The following is a 16,292-nucleotide window of genomic DNA, read 5'->3' as shown; positions in this document are numbered from 1 at the left end:
TGTGAAAAGTGAAGCTAGCTTCACTTTTCACATACCAAATCATTATAAATTCATACTGGATAAACCAATGTATTGGGCCTTATCAAATTACACAGACTTCTTGACGGAACCAATATATCGGCGCAACTCAAATTATATCAGCGATTTTTCAGATATATCGACTTATCGACAAATCACGACACAAAAAAAGGCAACACCGTTACGCACCGGTGTTGCCTTTTTCTTTATACCAATTATATATACGAAGCGCATCTTCTTTTTGCATATGCTTCACTTTATATACATGCCCCGCTACTGATACGACAGCTGTACATAACTCGTCTTTCTTTTGAAAATACGATTGATTGTATCCGACTGCTTGCACATGCCTTCTTCGCATAATTCCTGTATATTTCGCGAGTCCTCGGTACACCATGACTAACTGATTGTCTCGTATCATATAACCACTACTTGTATACCGAGCGTATGCAAGTAGCGTAAATATAATAAATAGTGGTATCAAAGTGAACAACGCGATATTTTGTTTAAAATATATACTCGCACCGATGATTGGCACGGCGAGCACAGCACTTGTAATCCATCCCATTATGACGTAGCGATGTAATGCAGCCCTCGGTAAAGGAACAATTTCTTCTTCCATTTCATACGGCAACTGTAAATACGCAAGTAACTGCTGCACATCTTTTTTCTTCATAAAAGGATGTAGCGTCACTTCATTTCCTGCCGCTTCTATACTTTGAATGACTTCCACCTCGACAGAGCAATAACCGAAAGGCTGGCGGAGAATTCCCTCTTTCACCGTAATCGCTTGAATGCGATGTAATTTTAAAACGAACTCTTTCTTATCAAATAACCCTTGTACGATGCGAATTTCATTTCCTTTTCTCTCTATTTTAAAGTTCGCATATTTTAACGCATAACCAGCTGTTGAAATGACCCACGACACTGCCATTAAAACCGCCGCCATAACGATTAATTCGTATACACCGTTATCCATCACATACGCTTCTACTTTATTGATAAGCCACTCTGGCAGAAATTGATTAAACTCTGTGTAAAGGATGACTAACATAGAAAATACTAATCCAAATCTACCAGATGTAATAGATGCTGCTAAAATTTCTTTCGCTGTTAACTGATAAACCGTCTTACTTCCTTCTTCCGCAGGCCCTTCTTCACTCACAACACTTCTTTCTTTATGTAATAAAGCAATGAGTTCCTTCGCTTCTGCTTCTCTAATACCCGCCAACATCACTTCTGGCTCAGTACCGCCGCCTGCCACTTCAATATTTAATTTCGTCAGTCCGAGCACTTGATAAATGATGTTAGAAGACGTACTAATATTTTGCACACGTTCTTTATTTAAATAACTTTCTTTCTTAACGAACACACCGTGCTTTATATGTAAAATATTATTTTCAACCCAGTACACTTTAAAATACCATTTTATCGCTGAGAAAATTGCCATAATAAATAATATGGCTAAAAGAACGAGATGAAAGAAATACCAAGGTTTTACTTGACCATCTGATTTAAATAAAACAAGAAAAATAAAAGGCAATAAACCCGCAATTCGAATACCTAATAAAATCGTGATCGGATGTTGCCTCTTATACATCCTCATCACTCACTTTCGCAAGTTCTCCAATTTGTCTTTTCAGCTGCTCTGCTTCTTCTTTCGTTAAGCCTGGAATACTATGAGAAGTTGCCGCTGTGGAAATATGTAATTCTGCTAAATTATACTTTCTCATAATCGGGCCCTGTTCAATCGTTACGTGCTGCACACGAATCATCGGAATAAGTACGCGTTTCACAACGAACATTCCCTTTTGTATCTCAATCTCTTCTTCATTTAATCTGTAACTATAATAGCGTTGACGTAAATTTGGAAACACAAAATAATCAAGCGGGATAAATGTAATAGCGCCTGTTACTAACAAGCCAAACAACCAACCCCACCAATTAAAATTGATCATAAAAAAGAAATATGCAATTACGACTGCTAGTATAACTGCCGCCCCAATTAAAGCATGAATTCGCCACACTTTCAGCATATTAGAATGAATCTCCCTTTCTAACGGCTGCATCTCATCACTCCAATTATATGAATGTATTACTTATATATTAGTTGGTATATACATTTTTGTAAAATTATAGTTTTTTTACATCGTATCGAGAACTTCTTTAAAATTCCCTTCATTAATGGAATACACTTGAAACTGAATGTAATCTATCTCATTCGTATCTGGCTTAGCAAATGGCAAAATGTTAAATTTAGAAGCTGATCTTCCTAACATATCTACAATCATTAGAGAAACATCAATATGGTCGAAATCCACACGGAATACTACCGCTTCCCCTGTAAATTCATAATCTTTAATCGCATCATAAGACTTATTGGCACTAATTAACATTACTTTTAATAGTTGGTTCAAATTTTCTGGTTTAAAATTAATCATATATGTGGCTCCTTTTTCAACAAAACACTACAAAAATAGTGTAATCTTATACTTTCATAGCTTCACACATCAATTATATTAAAAATAAAGCTAGTTTTTTATAAATTTTTTGATATAATTACTTACGGGAAAAGGGAAGAATTTTGTCTTCCCTTGTGTTTTTATTTGCATCTAGTACTTTTGCTAGATGCTTTTTTTTATGCTAAAAAAGGTACCCTCATATACTTTGAGGATACCTTTTCCATCAATTTAGTGCACTTCAACAATCGTACCATCTTCAAATACTTTAAATACGCCCGTAAATCCTGATCCAGCTGCGCCTTCTATTTTATATGTCGTACGCACTCTAATTTGATAATATTTCTTTCCATTCTCTACTTGCGTATTTTCTAGCGTATAATCATAGTCTTCTTTATATTCATTTTTAATATATTCTTTCGCTTTCTCAAAAGTAAATGCATCTTGAGTCTTTCCTGTCTCTACCTTTTGGTTCTTCTCTGTCGTTACCTTCTGGTTCTTTTCTGTTTCTACTTTTTGAGGCTTCTCTGCTGTTACCTTTTGGTTCTTTTCTACTTCTACCTTTTGAGGCTTCTCTGTCGTTACCTTTTGGTTCTTTTCTGTCTCTACCTTTTGAGGCTTCTCTGTTGTTACCTTTTGATTTGTTGCTACATTAGTTTTTTCTGCCTTCGCTACCGTTGCATTCTTTTCTGCTTCACCAATTTTAGTAATTAATCCTGAAGCTTTTTTATTATATTCTTCAAGATTTTTGTTATCTTTTGTTTCTGAAACTAGCTTATTTAATATATCTTTCGCTTCTGCGTAATTTTTCTTATTTATTAACTCTTCACTTTTCACCAGTTGCTCGCTATACTTCTTTTTTTGTTCGACGATAGCTAATAATGCTGTTCGTTCTTCCTTCGCTTGTTTTACTAACGTACTATTTCCATTCTTCATGTTCTCTACTTTTTCAAATGACTTGATTGATTCTTCTACCTTTGTTTCTTCTTTTAACTTCACAGCTTCAATCATTACTTTCGTTTGTTCTACAAGCACCTTTGCATCTGAATCATCTTTCTTCTCATCTAGCGCTTTTTCAAATGATGATAAGGCATTTTTATACTCTTTATTCGTTAACGCGGTCTTTCCTTCATCCATTGCTTTGTCAAAATTCCCATTACTACATCCAGCTAACATTAAAAATGTAAGTCCAATTACCATTAATAACTTTTTCATTTTTTCTCCTCCTATATATCCCCTAAAACAATAGTTTTATATGTATAAAAGTCTGTGTAGTAATTAGACTGAGCGTAAATATGTACTTTGTGTGCGGGAAAGGAAGTACATTTCATTTACTATCATTACTTAAAACTCCTAAATAGTTGGTAGTTGGTTTTCTTCTTTTAAAGACAGAAAGGAATTTTAATAATGTGCGCAAAGTTCTCACCAGGCTCTTTACTACACACACTCTTATACACATAGAAAAACTTTTTGAACCTTATATATCTTCTGACGATTCGATACGTACTCCAATTTGTAACATACCGAAAAACAAAAGAAAACAAACCGCAACATAAGTTACAGTTTGTAACTATTTTGTAACACAAATGTAACACAAGATTTTTAAACATACAATAGTTTTTTTTACATTATTTTCCCCACCTTCTATGTTTTAAAGCGTTAATCCGGTTCTAATCCTTAATGTAATACGTATTTTCATAACAATCGCGCTAAAAAAAGAATTTACATTTTTGATTAAATTGAAGGATATACCCCCTTAAAAAGAAAAAATACGCTATTCTTTCCTATGAGCCTATAGGAAGAAAGAATAACGTATTTTTCAAAAATGAGTTCTTTTATACAAACGCTTTAGTTCTATATCACAATTAAAAGGGCAATCAACGCTAATATAGCTGGAAGCCCTTGTTTCACAATAATTGATTTATTAGATGTGAAACCACCGAACAGAGCTGCTACTACCACACATATTACAAAGAATAATTGAACCATATAACCAATTGAATTGAGACCAAGTATAAGTCCCCAAATGAGACCAACGGCTAAAAATCCATTATATAAACCTTGGTTTGCAAACATAATGGCTACGTTTCGATCTCCTTCTAAATGCTCCGGTAATTGAAAAGCACGTTTTGCCACTTTTGAATTCATAAAAAACATTTCGAGGATCATGATAAATAAATGTTCTAATGCTACGATCCCGACTAAAATAGCTGCGATTATTTCCACAGTGTTGTGCCCCCTCTATCTTCGCTTTAATCTTATAGCTTATATAAAAATCCGACATCGTCTGAGTAACACGTTTTCGAAAATTCCTCCTTCTTACTTATTAAAACATTAATTGATATATCAATATTTGATGCATCAATTAATATACAACTCCTCTTTTAGTTTTGCAAGTTTTTTTGCTCAATTCGTTTTATCCCATTTTAATGGGCAGTAAGACTCCCATCTCAAAATTCAGCGAGAGCAAAGAATTTAGGTGGGGATCAACTGCCCATTAAAGTCCGATTAATTCAACTAATAATCAGTGCGGATGAAGAAAACCCACACTGATTAAAGTTTCACCTTATTTTGTTCCATCATCTTTAAATCAATTCAAATCCTATGTTAGCTCCCTAGAAACTATACTGTTTATAAAAGGAATCAGCTATATCGTCAAAATATATTATTCATTATTTTCACATAAAAAACAGCCCGCCTTCCGCAAAAGACGAGCCATTCCACTTAATTCTCAATTATTCTCTTCTTATACCAATCCTGCATTCTCTCCGCATCTTCTACTCTCGTATGCTCTAATTTATAATTCGATGATGCGTTAGAGAACTTATACGTACATAAATCCGCGCGGCGCTGGAAATAGGATTGCGTCTTCTCCATTGATTGGACGTGTCTTCTTCTAACAAGTCCTGTATATTTGCCAACGCTGCGATATACAAGCGTAATTTGCTCTCCGTTTACACCGTAACCATTTGTTTTAAATGTTGCGTATCCAAGTGTAAAGATGAGGATCGCAAGCGGAATGAGTGCCCACATGATGAAGTGCTTTTCAAAGTATATACTTATTCCAATAAGCGGGATAGCTATCATTGCGAAGAAGATGAAGCTATCAATGAGATAGCGGCGTAATGCTGATTTTGGTAATGAAATAATGTTTGTATTCAGTTCGTATGGTAATTGTAAATGCGCGAGTAACTGTTGTACTCGGTCTTTTCGAATGATTGGGTGGAGTGTAACTTTTTCTTTTTCGTCACCCGTTCCCTTACTTTGAATCACTTCTACTTGCACAGCACAATAACCGAATGGCTGACGTAAAATACTTTCCTTTATCGTAATCCCTTGAATACGATGTAACTTTAGGACAAGTTCTTTTTTCTCAAGTAATCCTTGTGAAATGCGGACTTCGTCATTTCTTCGATTTACTGTGAAATCTCCATGTTTTAGCGCATACCCGATTGTAGATATAATCCACGAAAGGACAAGCAAAATAGCTACCATGAAAATCCAGCCATATATATTATGTTTCATTACATACGACTTTACGCTATTCTCTATCCATTTCGGAATATACTCATCTACTTGGTGATACACGAAAAAGATTAACGAGAATAATAGCCCAAACTGACCCGATGTAACAGAGGCTAGTAAAATTTCTTTCCAAGTCAATTTATATTCTGTCGTTTGTTTTTCTTCTGTAACGATTTCTTTTTCTATTGCATGTTCCGCTTTTTCGTCTAGCGTTCCTTCTGCTTTCACTTCTGGAGTTGGCTCATTTAGCAAAGCAATAAGCTCAGTTGCCTCTTCTACTGTAATACCGGCTAAGCTAACCTCCGCATCATCGCCCCCGCCAGCTGTTTCAATTTGGATTTTCTTTAAGCCAAGCATTTGATATAACACGTTAGAACTTGTATTAATCGTTTGAACACGTTCTTTATTTAAGTAGCTCTCCTTCTTCACGAAGAGACCTTGTTTCACATGTAATACGTTATTTTCAACCCAATACGTTGTGTAATACCATTTTTCAAACGCTGAAAAAACGGTGAATAAACCGAATGCAGCGGGAATTAAATACCAAAACGGAAATTTTCCGTTTAAACTAAACATGAAAATAAAGAGTGGGATAAAGTCTGTTATTTTTAATTCTAATAACATCGTGATCGGATGCTGTCTCTTATACATCCTCATCACTCACTTTCGCTAATTCTGCGATTTTCGTTTTCAACATTTCTGCTTCAGACATCGTTAAGCCTGGGATGCTGTGAGAAGTTGCTGCTGTTGAAATGTGTAATTCTGCTAAACCGTATTTTCTCATAATCGGCCCTTGTTCAATCGTCACGTGCTGTACACGAATCATCGGTACTAATACGCGCTTTACGACGAAAAGACCGTGTTGAATTTCAAGTTCTTCTTCATTTAGTTGGTAGCTGTAATAACGCTGACGTAGTTTCGGGAATAAGAAGTACGAAAATGGTGCGAACACAACTGTTAGTCCAATCATCACATACAAAATCCACGCCCACCAATCAAACTTTATCATGAGGAAAAGGTAAGCTAACATGACGAGTATACCGATTCCTTCTTCAATTAAAGCCCGAACTTTCCACACCTTGACCATGTCAGGGTGAATTTCATTTTTCAATGGCTCCATGTAACCACTCCAAATCTAGTAATCTAATATATGAATAGTCTCAATCTATATTTTACGTAACCTTACAGAAAATTGAAATTTAATCTTCTTTCTTCTCAGGAATAAAATATCCGAACCAAAGTAGCCAAATAAAACCGATTAACTTCATCCAACTTCCATCCGCTTGAAAAGCTTCAATCATACCTGGTATTTTATAAATCCCAATAAATCCAAGAAAACCGAGCCACCAGTTTTTTTGCATTTTCATCTTTACTCCTCCTTTATGACGTTTTTTACATTTCGAATCCAAATTTCTTTATACTTTAACTGGAATCCCATGAGTATGTAATTGCTCATATTATCAATTACAAGCGCTAGCGTATGAGCGTTTTCTTCCGTTGCATCTTGTGACACAACGCCCAGTCTTGCGCCTTTCTTCAATAATTCGTGGAAACCATTTAAAAACTCTTCTTGTATTTCAAATAAGCGTTTCTGATACTTTTCATTTCGCGCCGCAGTTACGATAAATTCATTTATAACGCGCAGTATTCCTTCTTGTCCTTCATACTCAGAGAGCATATGTAAACCATCTGCGATTAACTTTTCTGCAAAATTTTCTTTCGTATATTGCTCTTTATCAAAATAACTCACGAAATGATACCCAGAAAAAATTTCTTCAAATAAAAAGTCCACTAACGCTTCTTTAGAAGAAAAATGATAATAAATAGCCGGTTTTGAAATACCTACCTCTTTCGCAATCATGGAAAGACTCATTTTCTCAATACCGTGCTCTGCCATAAGTTTAAATGACGCCTCTACAATGTTTTGCGATGTTTGTAAATTCTTTGTCATACTGTACCTCACTTATTTTTACTTACCGGTCGGTAAATAAATTGTAAAATAAAAAATTATCGTTTGCAAGTTTGATTTAAAACTACATATTACTTTCTCCATTTACTTTATGAATCAGAATCATATTCCTCCATAATTACTACAGTAATCTTTCATCCAATTAAACTACAACAAGCACCGTTGTCAGTGCTTGTTGTAATCTAATATTTAGGCCCCATGTAATCATAACTTTGATCTAACGCTTTTAATAAATCAATCGCACCCTTTAACTCTCTTTTATCAGACTCTAATTCTTCCATTCTTCTTTCAATATCTTTTTTGAAAGATTCTAAATCGCTAATGGCTTTTTTCCCTACTCCAAGTTGAGACCAGCTTGATAAGAGTAAATTATGTACATTACTTACAACCCTTTTATTATGGTTTAAGTCTTGAATCATCTGGTCAAATTGTTGTAAAGCTTGGTTCAATGCTTCTTCATTTAAGTAGATTCTCGGCATCCTAATCTTCTCCCTTAATATTGTTGATCCGTCTTCTTATAATCATCGGCTTTCTTCTCAATAAAATCTGAAATTTCCGTTGCTGTTCGTATGTACCAAAAACTTAAATGCTCTACATGTGCACGTATATTATTTACTTTAGCCTCTACCCGTCTACTTTCAGCCGTTTCTAATAATGTCATCATATTAGAAATTAACCTTGGTACTCTATCTTGAAATTCTTGTGCGTTTCGCTTCATATCTCTTACGGCTTGTTCTAGATTCTCTACAACTACACGAATTTCTCCCCCGCCTAATAACTTACCAGGTGAATCATATACTCTTTCCCCTGTATCTAAATTCAAAAGATATGAACTCGACAAATTCCCATCTTTCCCCATCTTGAAATACTTATTATTTTGATAATGAAATCCAGGTTTATCTTTTACGGAGTCCAAAAAGCGATTAGCTTCAAACAATATTCTTTGTTCCAATGGTAATTTAGAAAGGTCTTCTTTCGTAACAGGTGGTGTAACAGCATAAGTTGAACCTATATGACCATCATATGGACCAAAAGGACCATAACCGATTGAATCTGATCCGTGAACAATCGAGACAATTCTACCTTTAAATTCTCCATTATTAGCTCTTTCTTGTAAATCAGGCGGTAACAAATGTTTTGCACTCGGTGCATTCCATGACATACATCTTACATTATCATTAGATGCCGCTGCATATTCCGCTAAAGCTCCCCCTAACGAATGACCCGTCGTATATATCTCTACATCATCCCTGTCCTTGTATGTATCCGTTACTTGTTTCATGACCCTTTCAGCTTGTTCGAATTGATTATGTGTTTCCCAGCGCTGATTCTCTTCATTCCAATATTTCTTTGAACCTTCATTCTCAGTCCCTGCTACAGGAGGTGCTGCTGGTTCATGAACACCTTCTCGTAATACAAAATGATTCGTATCCGTTTTTAAATCCTTCATACCTTCCCCTGGCTTCATCGGAATGCCTAAAGAGTTTTTCTCTATAATTTTATCCCCTTCTGTTCCTCGGAAAGCTACCATAACTTGCTTTTTCCCATCCACATCTCGTTCAAAGACTACTGCGTCCATTCCGGTTTGTTTGTCGTGGAATGTTTCTCCCTTTTCCCATGTTTGTAAACTTCGACCATCTTTATTGGTAATAACAACTTCTTCATCAATATCTTTATCAGATTTATACGCAGTGTCTGCTAATTGATAGAAAGTAGAATCTAAAACTTCATTTTTATTACTCAAAACATTTCCCTCCTACAACATTTGATATATTCTTATAATTAAGATAACATTTATGGAGGATAAATATGGATATTACTATTAAAAAATTTAGTTTTTGTTTATTATTTATACTTATTTTAAGTACTTTAGGAGGATGTACTATGGATCAAAAAAACAATGAAGAAAAAGTAGTAAAAGAAGCAAAAGCGACAACCATTACATACTTTAAGGAAAAGCAAGATTTGGACGTAGTAATTACTGGGCATGAGTTTGGTCCTAAAGACCTACAATCCATTTATATCTCTGGGCATGTCAAAGATGATAAAGACAAAACATTTAATATAACTATTCAATATAGCGGAGATAAATACACGATAGGTTCAATTTCTAAAAGTAAAAGTTTAAAATTAAAATACTAACTTCCCATAATTTTCATCTAAATCATTCCTATATGCTCCCAAGGATTTTTAAATAGTTTTTATAAACGGACATGTTAAAGATAACAAAAATAAGATTTTTTCTATGGACGAAGAATATGATGGAGGAGAATATCATATAAGCTCTATGTCTCACTCCAAAAATTTAGAGCTTAAAAACTAATAATCTGGGCACTTTAGAGTGCCTTTTCTTTATGCTTCACCACACAATGTTCAGTGAATATAAAATTTAGTAAAGAGGAATATAACGCACTATTAATGGAGTGATTATTCGTGAAAAAACATGCTATAAGATTATTCTTTATCTTTACACTTATCCTTTTAGGTGGATGTACGGTAGATCAAAAGAATGAGGAACAACAAATAGTTAATAAAGCAACAGAAACAACCATTCAGTATTTTAAAGAAAAAGAAAATCTAGACGTAGTGATTACTAAACATCAATTTGCCCCGAAGGACTTTCAAAGTGTTTGGGTTTCAGGACATGTGAAAGATGATAAAAATAAAAAATTCTCGGCAGATGTTGAATACGCTAATGATTATCACATCGGTTCCATTTCCACATCTGAAGGTTTTGATTTAAAACAATAAATCTAACGGTTTCACTTCAACATAACTAGTTAAGTTTGTTTCTTTCATTCAGGAGTGTCCCTTATAAGAAAGAAAAACTAAAAAACACCTGCTACCAGAAAAAGTGAGTGCTTTTTTCACTAAAAACATTCCTTCTATCACGATATTTTATATAATCAAGATGTCATTATTGGAGCACAAATATGGATATTAAAATTGAAAAATTTAGTTTTCATTTATTATTTATACTTATTTTAGGTACTTTAGGGGGATGTACTATGGATCAAAAAAATACTGAACAACCAATAGTTGAAAAAGCAAATGAAACAACCATTAAATATTTTAAGGAAAAAGAAAATCTAGATGTAGTAATTACTGGATATGAATTTGCTCCGAGTGATTTTCAAACTGTTTTTATAAAAGGACATGTTAAAGACGATAAAACTCAAGCATTTACATTGCATGTCGAATATGGAGATAGTGATTATAGAGTCACTTCTAGAACATATTCTGAAAGTCTAGAATGAAAAAACTAGGTCATTAGATACTCACTAGAGGCTCTTTTTAGTTACCATCATACAGCAATGTCATTTCATTATTTAACTTCAGTCCATTTAAAATTAAATTCTCCCCCAAAATCATTCGTCACAAGCACTTTAATAGACAATTGTTATAAGTATGAGCGTCCCGTTTGATAGAAAGGAGCTACTGCACCATCTTCTAACAAGATTTTTTCCTTTTGTATCATCGCTTCCCAACATGCTTTTTCATCACCACGATAAGCAAACCTTGACAGCTAATAATAACTAGAATCTAAAACTTTATCATTTTCCTTCAAAACATCCCACTCCCAGATAATTTAATATATTCTAAATATAGAATAACATTAATGGAGGGGTTTTGATTGAAAAAAAATGGTATAAGATTATTCATTATCCTTACACTTATCCTTTTAGGAGGATGCAGTATGAATAATAAAACAAATGAAGAAAAAGAAATAGTAGCAAAGGCAGAAGAGGTAACCATTAAATATTTTAAAGAAAGAGAGGAGCTAGATGTAGTAATTACAGGACATGAGTTCTCCCCCAATGATTTTCAAACTGTATTTATAGATGGACACGTTAAAGGAGATAAAAGCAAAACGTTTGGGGTAGGTGTAGAATATGGGGGTGGAGAGTATAATATAAGTTCTAGATCATACTCTAAAAATCTAAAATTAAAAGAATAATCATTAGACACTCACTAGAGTGTCTTTTTTACGTAAAATATTTTAGCATATGAATTTTTTTCTTAACAAAATGATTTGTATCTGTTTTTAAATCCTTCATACCTTCCCCTGGCTTCACCGGAATGCCTAAAGAGTTTTTCTCTATAATTTTATCCCCTTCTGTTCCTCGGAAATCTACCATAACATGCTTTTCCCCATTCACATCTCGTACAAAGACTACTGCGTCTATCCCAATTTATCGTGGAATGTTCCTCCCTTTTCCTATGCTTGTAAACTTCGACCTTCTTTATTGGTAATAACAACTTCTTCTTCAATATCTTTATCAGATTTATACGTTGTGTCTGCTAATTGATAGAAAGTAGAATCTAAAATTTCATTTTTGTTACTCAAAACATTTTTCTCCTACAACATTTGATATATTCTTATAATTAAGATAACATTCATGGAGGATAAATATGGATATTAAAATCAAAAAAATTAGTTTTTTTCTATTCTTTATATTTATTTCAAGTATTTTAGGGGGATGTACTATAGATCAAAAAAATACTGAACAACAAATAGTTGAACAGGCAGAAGAAAGGACAATCCAATACTTCAAAGAAAAACAAGACTTAGATGTAGTAATCACTGATTATAGATTTGGTCCAAGTGATTTACAAGGTATCTTTATCTGCGGCTATATAAAAAATGATGAAAGCAAAACATTTAATATTACAATAGAATATGGTGGAGATGAATATACAATAGGTTCTATCTCTACAAGTGAAAATTTACATTTAAAATAATAAAGAAAAGGCACTCTTTTAAAGAGCCCTTTCTTTATCCCCCACCACACAATGTTCTGTGGATATAAAATTTAGTGAAGAGGAATATAACGCAACATTTATGGAGTGATTATTCATGAAAAAATACGGTATAAGATTATTCTTTATTTTTACACTTATCCTTTTAGGAGGATGCACTATAGATCAAAAGAATGAGGAACAACAAATCGTTAATAAAGCAACAGAAGAAACCATTCAATATTTCAAAAAAACAGAGGGCTTAGATGTAACAATTACTGATCATGAATTTGGACCAAAAGACTTTCAAACTATCTCTATATCAGGCTATGTGACTAATGATAAAATGAAAGAATTTACTGCTTCAGTTGAATACGCTAATAACTATCATATCAGTACCATTTCAACCACGAAAAATTTTGAACTAAAACACGATTAGTTAACGATTTGTTTTATATTATTTCTTTATAAAAAATAATATAAAAAAATTTCAGGAGATACATATGGATAAATCAAAAAAGAAAAGGTTTATAATTTTAATCATTTTAGCAATTATATTTTTAGCTATAGGTTGTACCGCATCATTTATTCATAATAGAAATATTACAAAAGAAAAAGCTACTGAGGTTGCAATACAGCACATGAAAAAAGAAGAAAATATTGATTTCGTGGTAACCGATGTCAAAATTGAACACTTAGAGCTCGCAGGCTTTATTACCGTATCAGGATATGATAAAAATAATAAACAAGAAAGATATCACGTTATGATAAATAAGACCCAAAATTATACCATCGAATTTTGGGGGAAAATAAAATCCTAACAAGTAAATGAATAAAATAACATGATTATAGCAAGGAAATGCTTGTAGACTGATCTATATTGCATTCCCTTATTCTATGTATGCTATTATTTCTATTCTGTTTTTTCGATTTCTCCTTGCAAAGGGTACCCCTCAGCGTTAGTTAACCATTCTATATTTCCTTAGCAGTCTCATAAACAACGGAATCATTTGCACCACTATATAGCCAACCCCTGCATAGCGAGAATCCCCCCGTTCCTGGCTACCAACCATAATGAACAACCCCCTGCATATTCGCTTAAACCACCACCGCCTAGAGAATGACCTGTTAACGTAAGCTTATCCCCCTTTAAACCATTGTCAGGATTGTTTATATAATTCTTGACCTCTTTAGTTAAATCATCTGCATTAGTAAATTGACTTTCTGCAACTATCTTTTTCTTTCGCCATAGCAAAATTAAATTGCTCAGTTAAAGGCAGTGATGAAGTATCCATTTTGTTTAAGTTATCTAAACTATCTTGATTTTTTCTAACACGCCCCCCCATAACATCAAATAAATCCGCATCATAAAAATCAGGTTCTTCCCAAGTTTCTTTATAATTCCAAACTTATTCTTGATAAACGAACAAGAAATTCACCACTAACCCCGTTACTTATATTTCCCTCTTCTTAAAAATAATTTATAGTATTAATTACAAGTTAATTCCAGGAGGGATTGTATGAGGGAATTAAAAAAGAAAAACATCATAATTTTAATCATGATCACAATTATAACTTTAACTATAGGATGTACACTAAAAGTTATGCATGATAGAAATGTAGAAAAAGAAAAAGCTGCTGAAGTTGCTATACAACACATGAAAAAAAGGAAAAATATAGATTTCGTAGTAACTGAAGTTAAAATTTACCAATTAGAACTCGCAGGTTCTATTAGAGTTAGCGGCTATGATAAAAATAATAAACAAAAGAAACATTATGTTGTAATAAATAAAATCCAAAATTATACAGTCTCATATTGGGGATAAATTTAATGAGAAAAATAAGCTGATTGTAACTTATAATAAAATCCTAACAATTAAATACATAAAATAACATAATTATAGCAAGGGAATGCTTGTATGCTGATCTGATCTGCATTCCCTTATTCTATGAGGGGAAATATGGATAGTTTAAAAAAGAAGAACATTATATTTTTAATCATTTTAGCAATTATATTTTTAGCCATAGGCTGTACTACATCCTTTATTTACGATAGAAATATAACTAAAGAAAAAGCTGCTGAAGTTGCAATACAACATATAAAAACAAGAGAAAATATAGATGTTATAGTAACTAAAATCGATATGAAACCAGCTTTTCAAGGAGGATTTATTGAAGTTAGAGGATATGCGGAAAATGATAAAAAAAGAAAATTTTATGTCACAGTAAGTAAAAAACAAAATTACTCTATCATGGGGTGGAATTTAGATGATCCTCAATAAGAAACAAAATATTTTCATATTATTATCCGTAATAATTATGATTTTAATTGTAGGTTATATAGCAAAGTTTAGTCATGACCAAAATGCTGCAAAAGAAAAGGCTGCTGAAGTTGCAATAAAAACTATGAAGAAAGAAAAAAATGTAGACTTTGCGGTAACCGATGTCAAAATCGAACACTTAGCACGTGCAGGTTTTATTACTGTCTTAGGATTTGACAAAAACAATAAACAAAACAAATATTACGTTGTAATAAATAAGTCCCAAAACTATAAAGTCGAATATTGGGGCGACGAATAAAATGAAACTTTAATCAGTGGGGGTTTTGTTCGTCTCCACCTAACTTCTATGCTCCAGACGAATTTGGGGCGAGACAAGATTATAATGAACGCCTAAATAAATCCATACCATCAAAAACACTTATAGATTTTATCTATAAGTGTTTTTTTGCATCCCTTAAGTACAGTCGAGAAACATACAAACTATTAAAAAACGTAAGGGCACCTATTACATCAAATGTGTCCGCATCATAAAGCAAACTACGAAAGACAATAACAATTTATTTTGATGCAACTATTTATAAAATTATGTAATGATACAGAACTAGGTATTTCAATAGCTTCCCAAGTTTCTTTATGATTCCAAACTTATTCTTGATAAACGAACAAGAAATTCACCACTAACCCCGTTACTTATATTTCCCTCTTCTTAAAAATAATTTATAGTATTAATTACAAGTTAATTCCAGGAGGGATTGTATGAGGGAATTAAAAAAGAAAAACATCATAATTTTAATCATGATCACAATTATAACTTTAACTATAGGATGTACACTAAAAGTTATGCATGATAGAAATGTAGAAAAAGAAAAAGCTGCTACAGCTGCCATAGAACATATTAAGAAAAAAGAAAATATTGATGTTATAGTGACTAAAGTTGATATCAGGCCTGCCGTTAGTGGTGGTATGATTCGAGTTTCTGGTCATGTAAAAGACCAGAAAAACAGAAAATTCTTTGTTTCGATTAGTAAACGTCAAAATTATTCAATTGTTGGATGGGGATTAGATCGTCTAGAGTAATAATTACTTAACCACTAATTTCAGCCTAAAACGCTAAAAAGACAATCCGAATTATACCTTCTTCTTTTGAAGCATTAATCATTTAAACAAAAAAGCATCCTAAATCACACATTGAACTGTACCCCGAATCATGGACACTAAAAAAAAGCCCCATGATTCGGGGTTTTTGTGTATTTTTATCAAAAAACCTCGTTATAATGGAATCAACGATAGAAATGAGGT

At 33.1% G+C, this 16,292-nt stretch carries 23 protein-coding genes and 2 pseudogenes; 11 read left to right on the top strand and 14 right to left on the bottom strand.

The window, feature by feature from the left end; genetic code table 11:
* Window positions 1-199: 199 nt before the first annotated feature.
* From MR070_RS26490 to MR070_RS26440, 11 genes are all read right to left on the bottom strand, one after another.
* Entirely contained in the window at window positions 200-1,618 is a 1,419-nt protein-coding gene (locus tag MR070_RS26490) for a PH domain-containing protein (protein WP_242262281.1), read from the bottom strand.
* A complete protein-coding gene (locus MR070_RS26485; RefSeq protein ID WP_001182711.1) occupies window positions 1,611-2,087 on the bottom strand; it encodes a PH domain-containing protein in 477 nt (158 codons plus the stop codon). Before MR070_RS26485 ends, MR070_RS26490 begins: the two co-directional genes overlap by 8 nt.
* Before the next feature lie 75 nt (window positions 2,088-2,162).
* Window positions 2,163-2,459, bottom strand: coding sequence for a protoporphyrinogen oxidase (locus MR070_RS26480; RefSeq protein WP_242262280.1), 297 nt, complete (start codon window positions 2,457-2,459; stop codon window positions 2,163-2,165).
* Between the two features lie 249 nt (window positions 2,460-2,708).
* Entirely contained in the window at window positions 2,709-3,692 is a 984-nt protein-coding gene (locus tag MR070_RS26475; protein WP_242262279.1) for a hypothetical protein, read from the bottom strand.
* A 639-nt stretch (window positions 3,693-4,331) separates the two neighbouring features.
* The gene (locus tag MR070_RS26470) at window positions 4,332-4,703 is read right to left on the bottom strand and encodes a DUF1304 domain-containing protein (protein WP_070805430.1); all 372 of its coding nucleotides are present in this window, start codon (window positions 4,701-4,703) and stop codon (window positions 4,332-4,334) included.
* Between the two features lie 498 nt (window positions 4,704-5,201).
* Window positions 5,202-6,653, bottom strand: coding sequence for a PH domain-containing protein (locus tag MR070_RS26465; RefSeq protein WP_242262278.1), 1,452 nt, complete (start codon window positions 6,651-6,653; stop codon window positions 5,202-5,204).
* Window positions 6,646-7,122 (bottom strand): PH domain-containing protein, encoded by a 477-nt coding sequence (locus MR070_RS26460; RefSeq protein ID WP_242262277.1) that lies wholly within the window; start codon window positions 7,120-7,122, stop codon window positions 6,646-6,648. Before MR070_RS26460 ends, MR070_RS26465 begins: the two co-directional genes overlap by 8 nt.
* 79 nt (window positions 7,123-7,201) lie before the next feature.
* Window positions 7,202-7,369 (bottom strand): hypothetical protein, encoded by a 168-nt coding sequence (locus MR070_RS26455; RefSeq protein ID WP_000783808.1) that lies wholly within the window; start codon window positions 7,367-7,369, stop codon window positions 7,202-7,204.
* A gap of 2 nt (window positions 7,370-7,371) precedes the next feature.
* On the bottom strand, window positions 7,372-7,953 hold the full coding sequence (locus MR070_RS26450) for a TetR/AcrR family transcriptional regulator (protein ID WP_098923398.1): 582 nt from the start codon (window positions 7,951-7,953) through the stop codon (window positions 7,372-7,374).
* Between the two features lie 200 nt (window positions 7,954-8,153).
* The gene (locus MR070_RS26445) at window positions 8,154-8,450 is read right to left on the bottom strand and encodes a hypothetical protein (protein WP_001137436.1); all 297 of its coding nucleotides are present in this window, start codon (window positions 8,448-8,450) and stop codon (window positions 8,154-8,156) included.
* Between the two features lie 14 nt (window positions 8,451-8,464).
* A complete protein-coding gene (locus tag MR070_RS26440) occupies window positions 8,465-9,715 on the bottom strand; it encodes a lipase family protein (protein WP_044792654.1) in 1,251 nt (416 codons plus the stop codon).
* Window positions 9,716-9,855: 140 nt separating this feature from the next.
* On the opposite strand from MR070_RS26440, the gene MR070_RS26435 reads away from it, so the two are divergent.
* From MR070_RS26435 to MR070_RS26425, 3 genes are all read left to right on the top strand, one after another.
* Window positions 9,856-10,113: a hypothetical protein gene (locus MR070_RS26435; protein ID WP_000372301.1), complete on the top strand. Its 258-nt coding sequence runs from the start codon at window positions 9,856-9,858 to the stop codon at window positions 10,111-10,113.
* 291 nt (window positions 10,114-10,404) lie between these two features.
* Window positions 10,405-10,722, top strand: coding sequence for a hypothetical protein (locus MR070_RS26430; RefSeq protein ID WP_000716031.1), 318 nt, complete (start codon window positions 10,405-10,407; stop codon window positions 10,720-10,722).
* Window positions 10,723-10,904: 182 nt separating this feature from the next.
* A complete protein-coding gene (locus tag MR070_RS26425; protein WP_014481601.1) occupies window positions 10,905-11,228 on the top strand; it encodes a hypothetical protein in 324 nt (107 codons plus the stop codon).
* A 68-nt stretch (window positions 11,229-11,296) separates the two neighbouring features.
* Here the strand turns inward: MR070_RS26425 and MR070_RS26420 are convergent.
* Window positions 11,297-11,476: pseudogene (locus tag MR070_RS26420) on the bottom strand (peptide ABC transporter substrate-binding protein); the annotation flags it as partial.
* A gap of 129 nt (window positions 11,477-11,605) precedes the next feature.
* On the opposite strand from MR070_RS26420, the gene MR070_RS26415 reads away from it, so the two are divergent.
* Window positions 11,606-11,929: a hypothetical protein gene (locus MR070_RS26415; protein ID WP_071729444.1), complete on the top strand. Its 324-nt coding sequence runs from the start codon at window positions 11,606-11,608 to the stop codon at window positions 11,927-11,929.
* Between the two features lie 55 nt (window positions 11,930-11,984).
* Here the strand turns inward: MR070_RS26415 and MR070_RS27280 are convergent.
* Together MR070_RS27280 and MR070_RS27275 are read right to left on the bottom strand one after the other, a co-directional pair.
* A pseudogene (locus MR070_RS27280) lies at window positions 11,985-12,181 on the bottom strand (lipase family protein); the annotation flags it as partial.
* A 9-nt stretch (window positions 12,182-12,190) separates the two neighbouring features.
* Window positions 12,191-12,319 carry a hypothetical protein gene (locus MR070_RS27275; protein ID WP_000066505.1) on the bottom strand — a complete coding sequence of 43 codons (129 nt, stop codon included), beginning with the start codon at window positions 12,317-12,319 and terminating at the stop codon, window positions 12,191-12,193.
* Window positions 12,320-12,384: 65 nt separating this feature from the next.
* Between MR070_RS27275 and MR070_RS26405 the strand changes: the two genes are divergently transcribed.
* From MR070_RS26405 to MR070_RS26375, 7 genes are all read left to right on the top strand, one after another.
* Window positions 12,385-12,714 carry a hypothetical protein gene (locus MR070_RS26405; RefSeq protein ID WP_000351791.1) on the top strand — a complete coding sequence of 110 codons (330 nt, stop codon included), beginning with the start codon at window positions 12,385-12,387 and terminating at the stop codon, window positions 12,712-12,714.
* A gap of 115 nt (window positions 12,715-12,829) precedes the next feature.
* Window positions 12,830-13,150 (top strand): DUF1433 domain-containing protein, encoded by a 321-nt coding sequence (locus MR070_RS26400; RefSeq protein ID WP_000759838.1) that lies wholly within the window; start codon window positions 12,830-12,832, stop codon window positions 13,148-13,150.
* Between the two features lie 64 nt (window positions 13,151-13,214).
* Entirely contained in the window at window positions 13,215-13,532 is a 318-nt protein-coding gene (locus tag MR070_RS26395) for a hypothetical protein (protein WP_000361447.1), read from the top strand.
* Between the two features lie 699 nt (window positions 13,533-14,231).
* Window positions 14,232-14,537, top strand: a complete 306-nt coding sequence (locus MR070_RS26390) for a hypothetical protein (RefSeq protein ID WP_138322358.1) — start codon at window positions 14,232-14,234, stop codon at window positions 14,535-14,537.
* 135 nt (window positions 14,538-14,672) lie between these two features.
* Entirely contained in the window at window positions 14,673-14,993 is a 321-nt protein-coding gene (locus MR070_RS26385; RefSeq protein ID WP_242262276.1) for a hypothetical protein, read from the top strand.
* On the top strand, window positions 14,980-15,291 hold the full coding sequence (locus MR070_RS26380; RefSeq protein ID WP_242262275.1) for a hypothetical protein: 312 nt from the start codon (window positions 14,980-14,982) through the stop codon (window positions 15,289-15,291). The genes MR070_RS26385 and MR070_RS26380 overlap by 14 nt, the downstream gene beginning before the upstream one ends.
* A gap of 458 nt (window positions 15,292-15,749) precedes the next feature.
* Entirely contained in the window at window positions 15,750-16,070 is a 321-nt protein-coding gene (locus tag MR070_RS26375) for a hypothetical protein (RefSeq protein ID WP_242262274.1), read from the top strand.
* The last annotated feature ends 222 nt before the right edge of the window (window positions 16,071-16,292 follow it).

It is taken from the genome of Bacillus cereus group sp. BfR-BA-01453 (assembly GCF_022662915.1).
Lineage (GTDB): Bacteria > Bacillota > Bacilli > Bacillales > Bacillaceae_G > Bacillus_A > Bacillus_A paranthracis.
This window is presented reverse-complemented; position numbering and strand designations above follow the sequence as displayed.

What these genes read in the sequence shown, in the direction of transcription:
- MR070_RS26465 (WP_242262278.1), bottom strand. Translation starts at nt 6,653, where the DNA reads ATGTATAAGAGACAGCATCCGATCACGATGTTATTAGAATTAAAAATA.
- MR070_RS26375 (WP_242262274.1), top strand. Translation starts at nt 15,750, where the DNA reads ATGAGGGAATTAAAAAAGAAAAACATCATAATTTTAATCATGATCACA.
- MR070_RS26435 (WP_000372301.1), top strand. Translation starts at nt 9,856, where the DNA reads ATGGATCAAAAAAACAATGAAGAAAAAGTAGTAAAAGAAGCAAAAGCG.
- MR070_RS26490 (WP_242262281.1), bottom strand. Translation starts at nt 1,618, where the DNA reads ATGTATAAGAGGCAACATCCGATCACGATTTTATTAGGTATTCGAATT.
- MR070_RS26385 (WP_242262276.1), top strand. Translation starts at nt 14,673, where the DNA reads ATGGATAGTTTAAAAAAGAAGAACATTATATTTTTAATCATTTTAGCA.
- MR070_RS26445 (WP_001137436.1), bottom strand. Translation starts at nt 8,450, where the DNA reads ATGCCGAGAATCTACTTAAATGAAGAAGCATTGAACCAAGCTTTACAA.
- MR070_RS26450 (WP_098923398.1), bottom strand. Translation starts at nt 7,953, where the DNA reads ATGACAAAGAATTTACAAACATCGCAAAACATTGTAGAGGCGTCATTT.
- MR070_RS26380 (WP_242262275.1), top strand. Translation starts at nt 14,980, where the DNA reads ATGATCCTCAATAAGAAACAAAATATTTTCATATTATTATCCGTAATA.
- MR070_RS26405 (WP_000351791.1), top strand. Translation starts at nt 12,385, where the DNA reads ATGGATATTAAAATCAAAAAAATTAGTTTTTTTCTATTCTTTATATTT.
- MR070_RS26480 (WP_242262280.1), bottom strand. Translation starts at nt 2,459, where the DNA reads ATGATTAATTTTAAACCAGAAAATTTGAACCAACTATTAAAAGTAATG.
- MR070_RS26485 (WP_001182711.1), bottom strand. Translation starts at nt 2,087, where the DNA reads ATGCAGCCGTTAGAAAGGGAGATTCATTCTAATATGCTGAAAGTGTGG.
- MR070_RS26455 (WP_000783808.1), bottom strand. Translation starts at nt 7,369, where the DNA reads ATGAAAATGCAAAAAAACTGGTGGCTCGGTTTTCTTGGATTTATTGGG.
- MR070_RS26460 (WP_242262277.1), bottom strand. Translation starts at nt 7,122, where the DNA reads ATGGAGCCATTGAAAAATGAAATTCACCCTGACATGGTCAAGGTGTGG.
- MR070_RS26390 (WP_138322358.1), top strand. Translation starts at nt 14,232, where the DNA reads ATGAGGGAATTAAAAAAGAAAAACATCATAATTTTAATCATGATCACA.
- MR070_RS26400 (WP_000759838.1), top strand. Translation starts at nt 12,830, where the DNA reads ATGAAAAAATACGGTATAAGATTATTCTTTATTTTTACACTTATCCTT.
- MR070_RS26475 (WP_242262279.1), bottom strand. Translation starts at nt 3,692, where the DNA reads ATGAAAAAGTTATTAATGGTAATTGGACTTACATTTTTAATGTTAGCT.
- MR070_RS26395 (WP_000361447.1), top strand. Translation starts at nt 13,215, where the DNA reads ATGGATAAATCAAAAAAGAAAAGGTTTATAATTTTAATCATTTTAGCA.
- MR070_RS26425 (WP_014481601.1), top strand. Translation starts at nt 10,905, where the DNA reads ATGGATATTAAAATTGAAAAATTTAGTTTTCATTTATTATTTATACTT.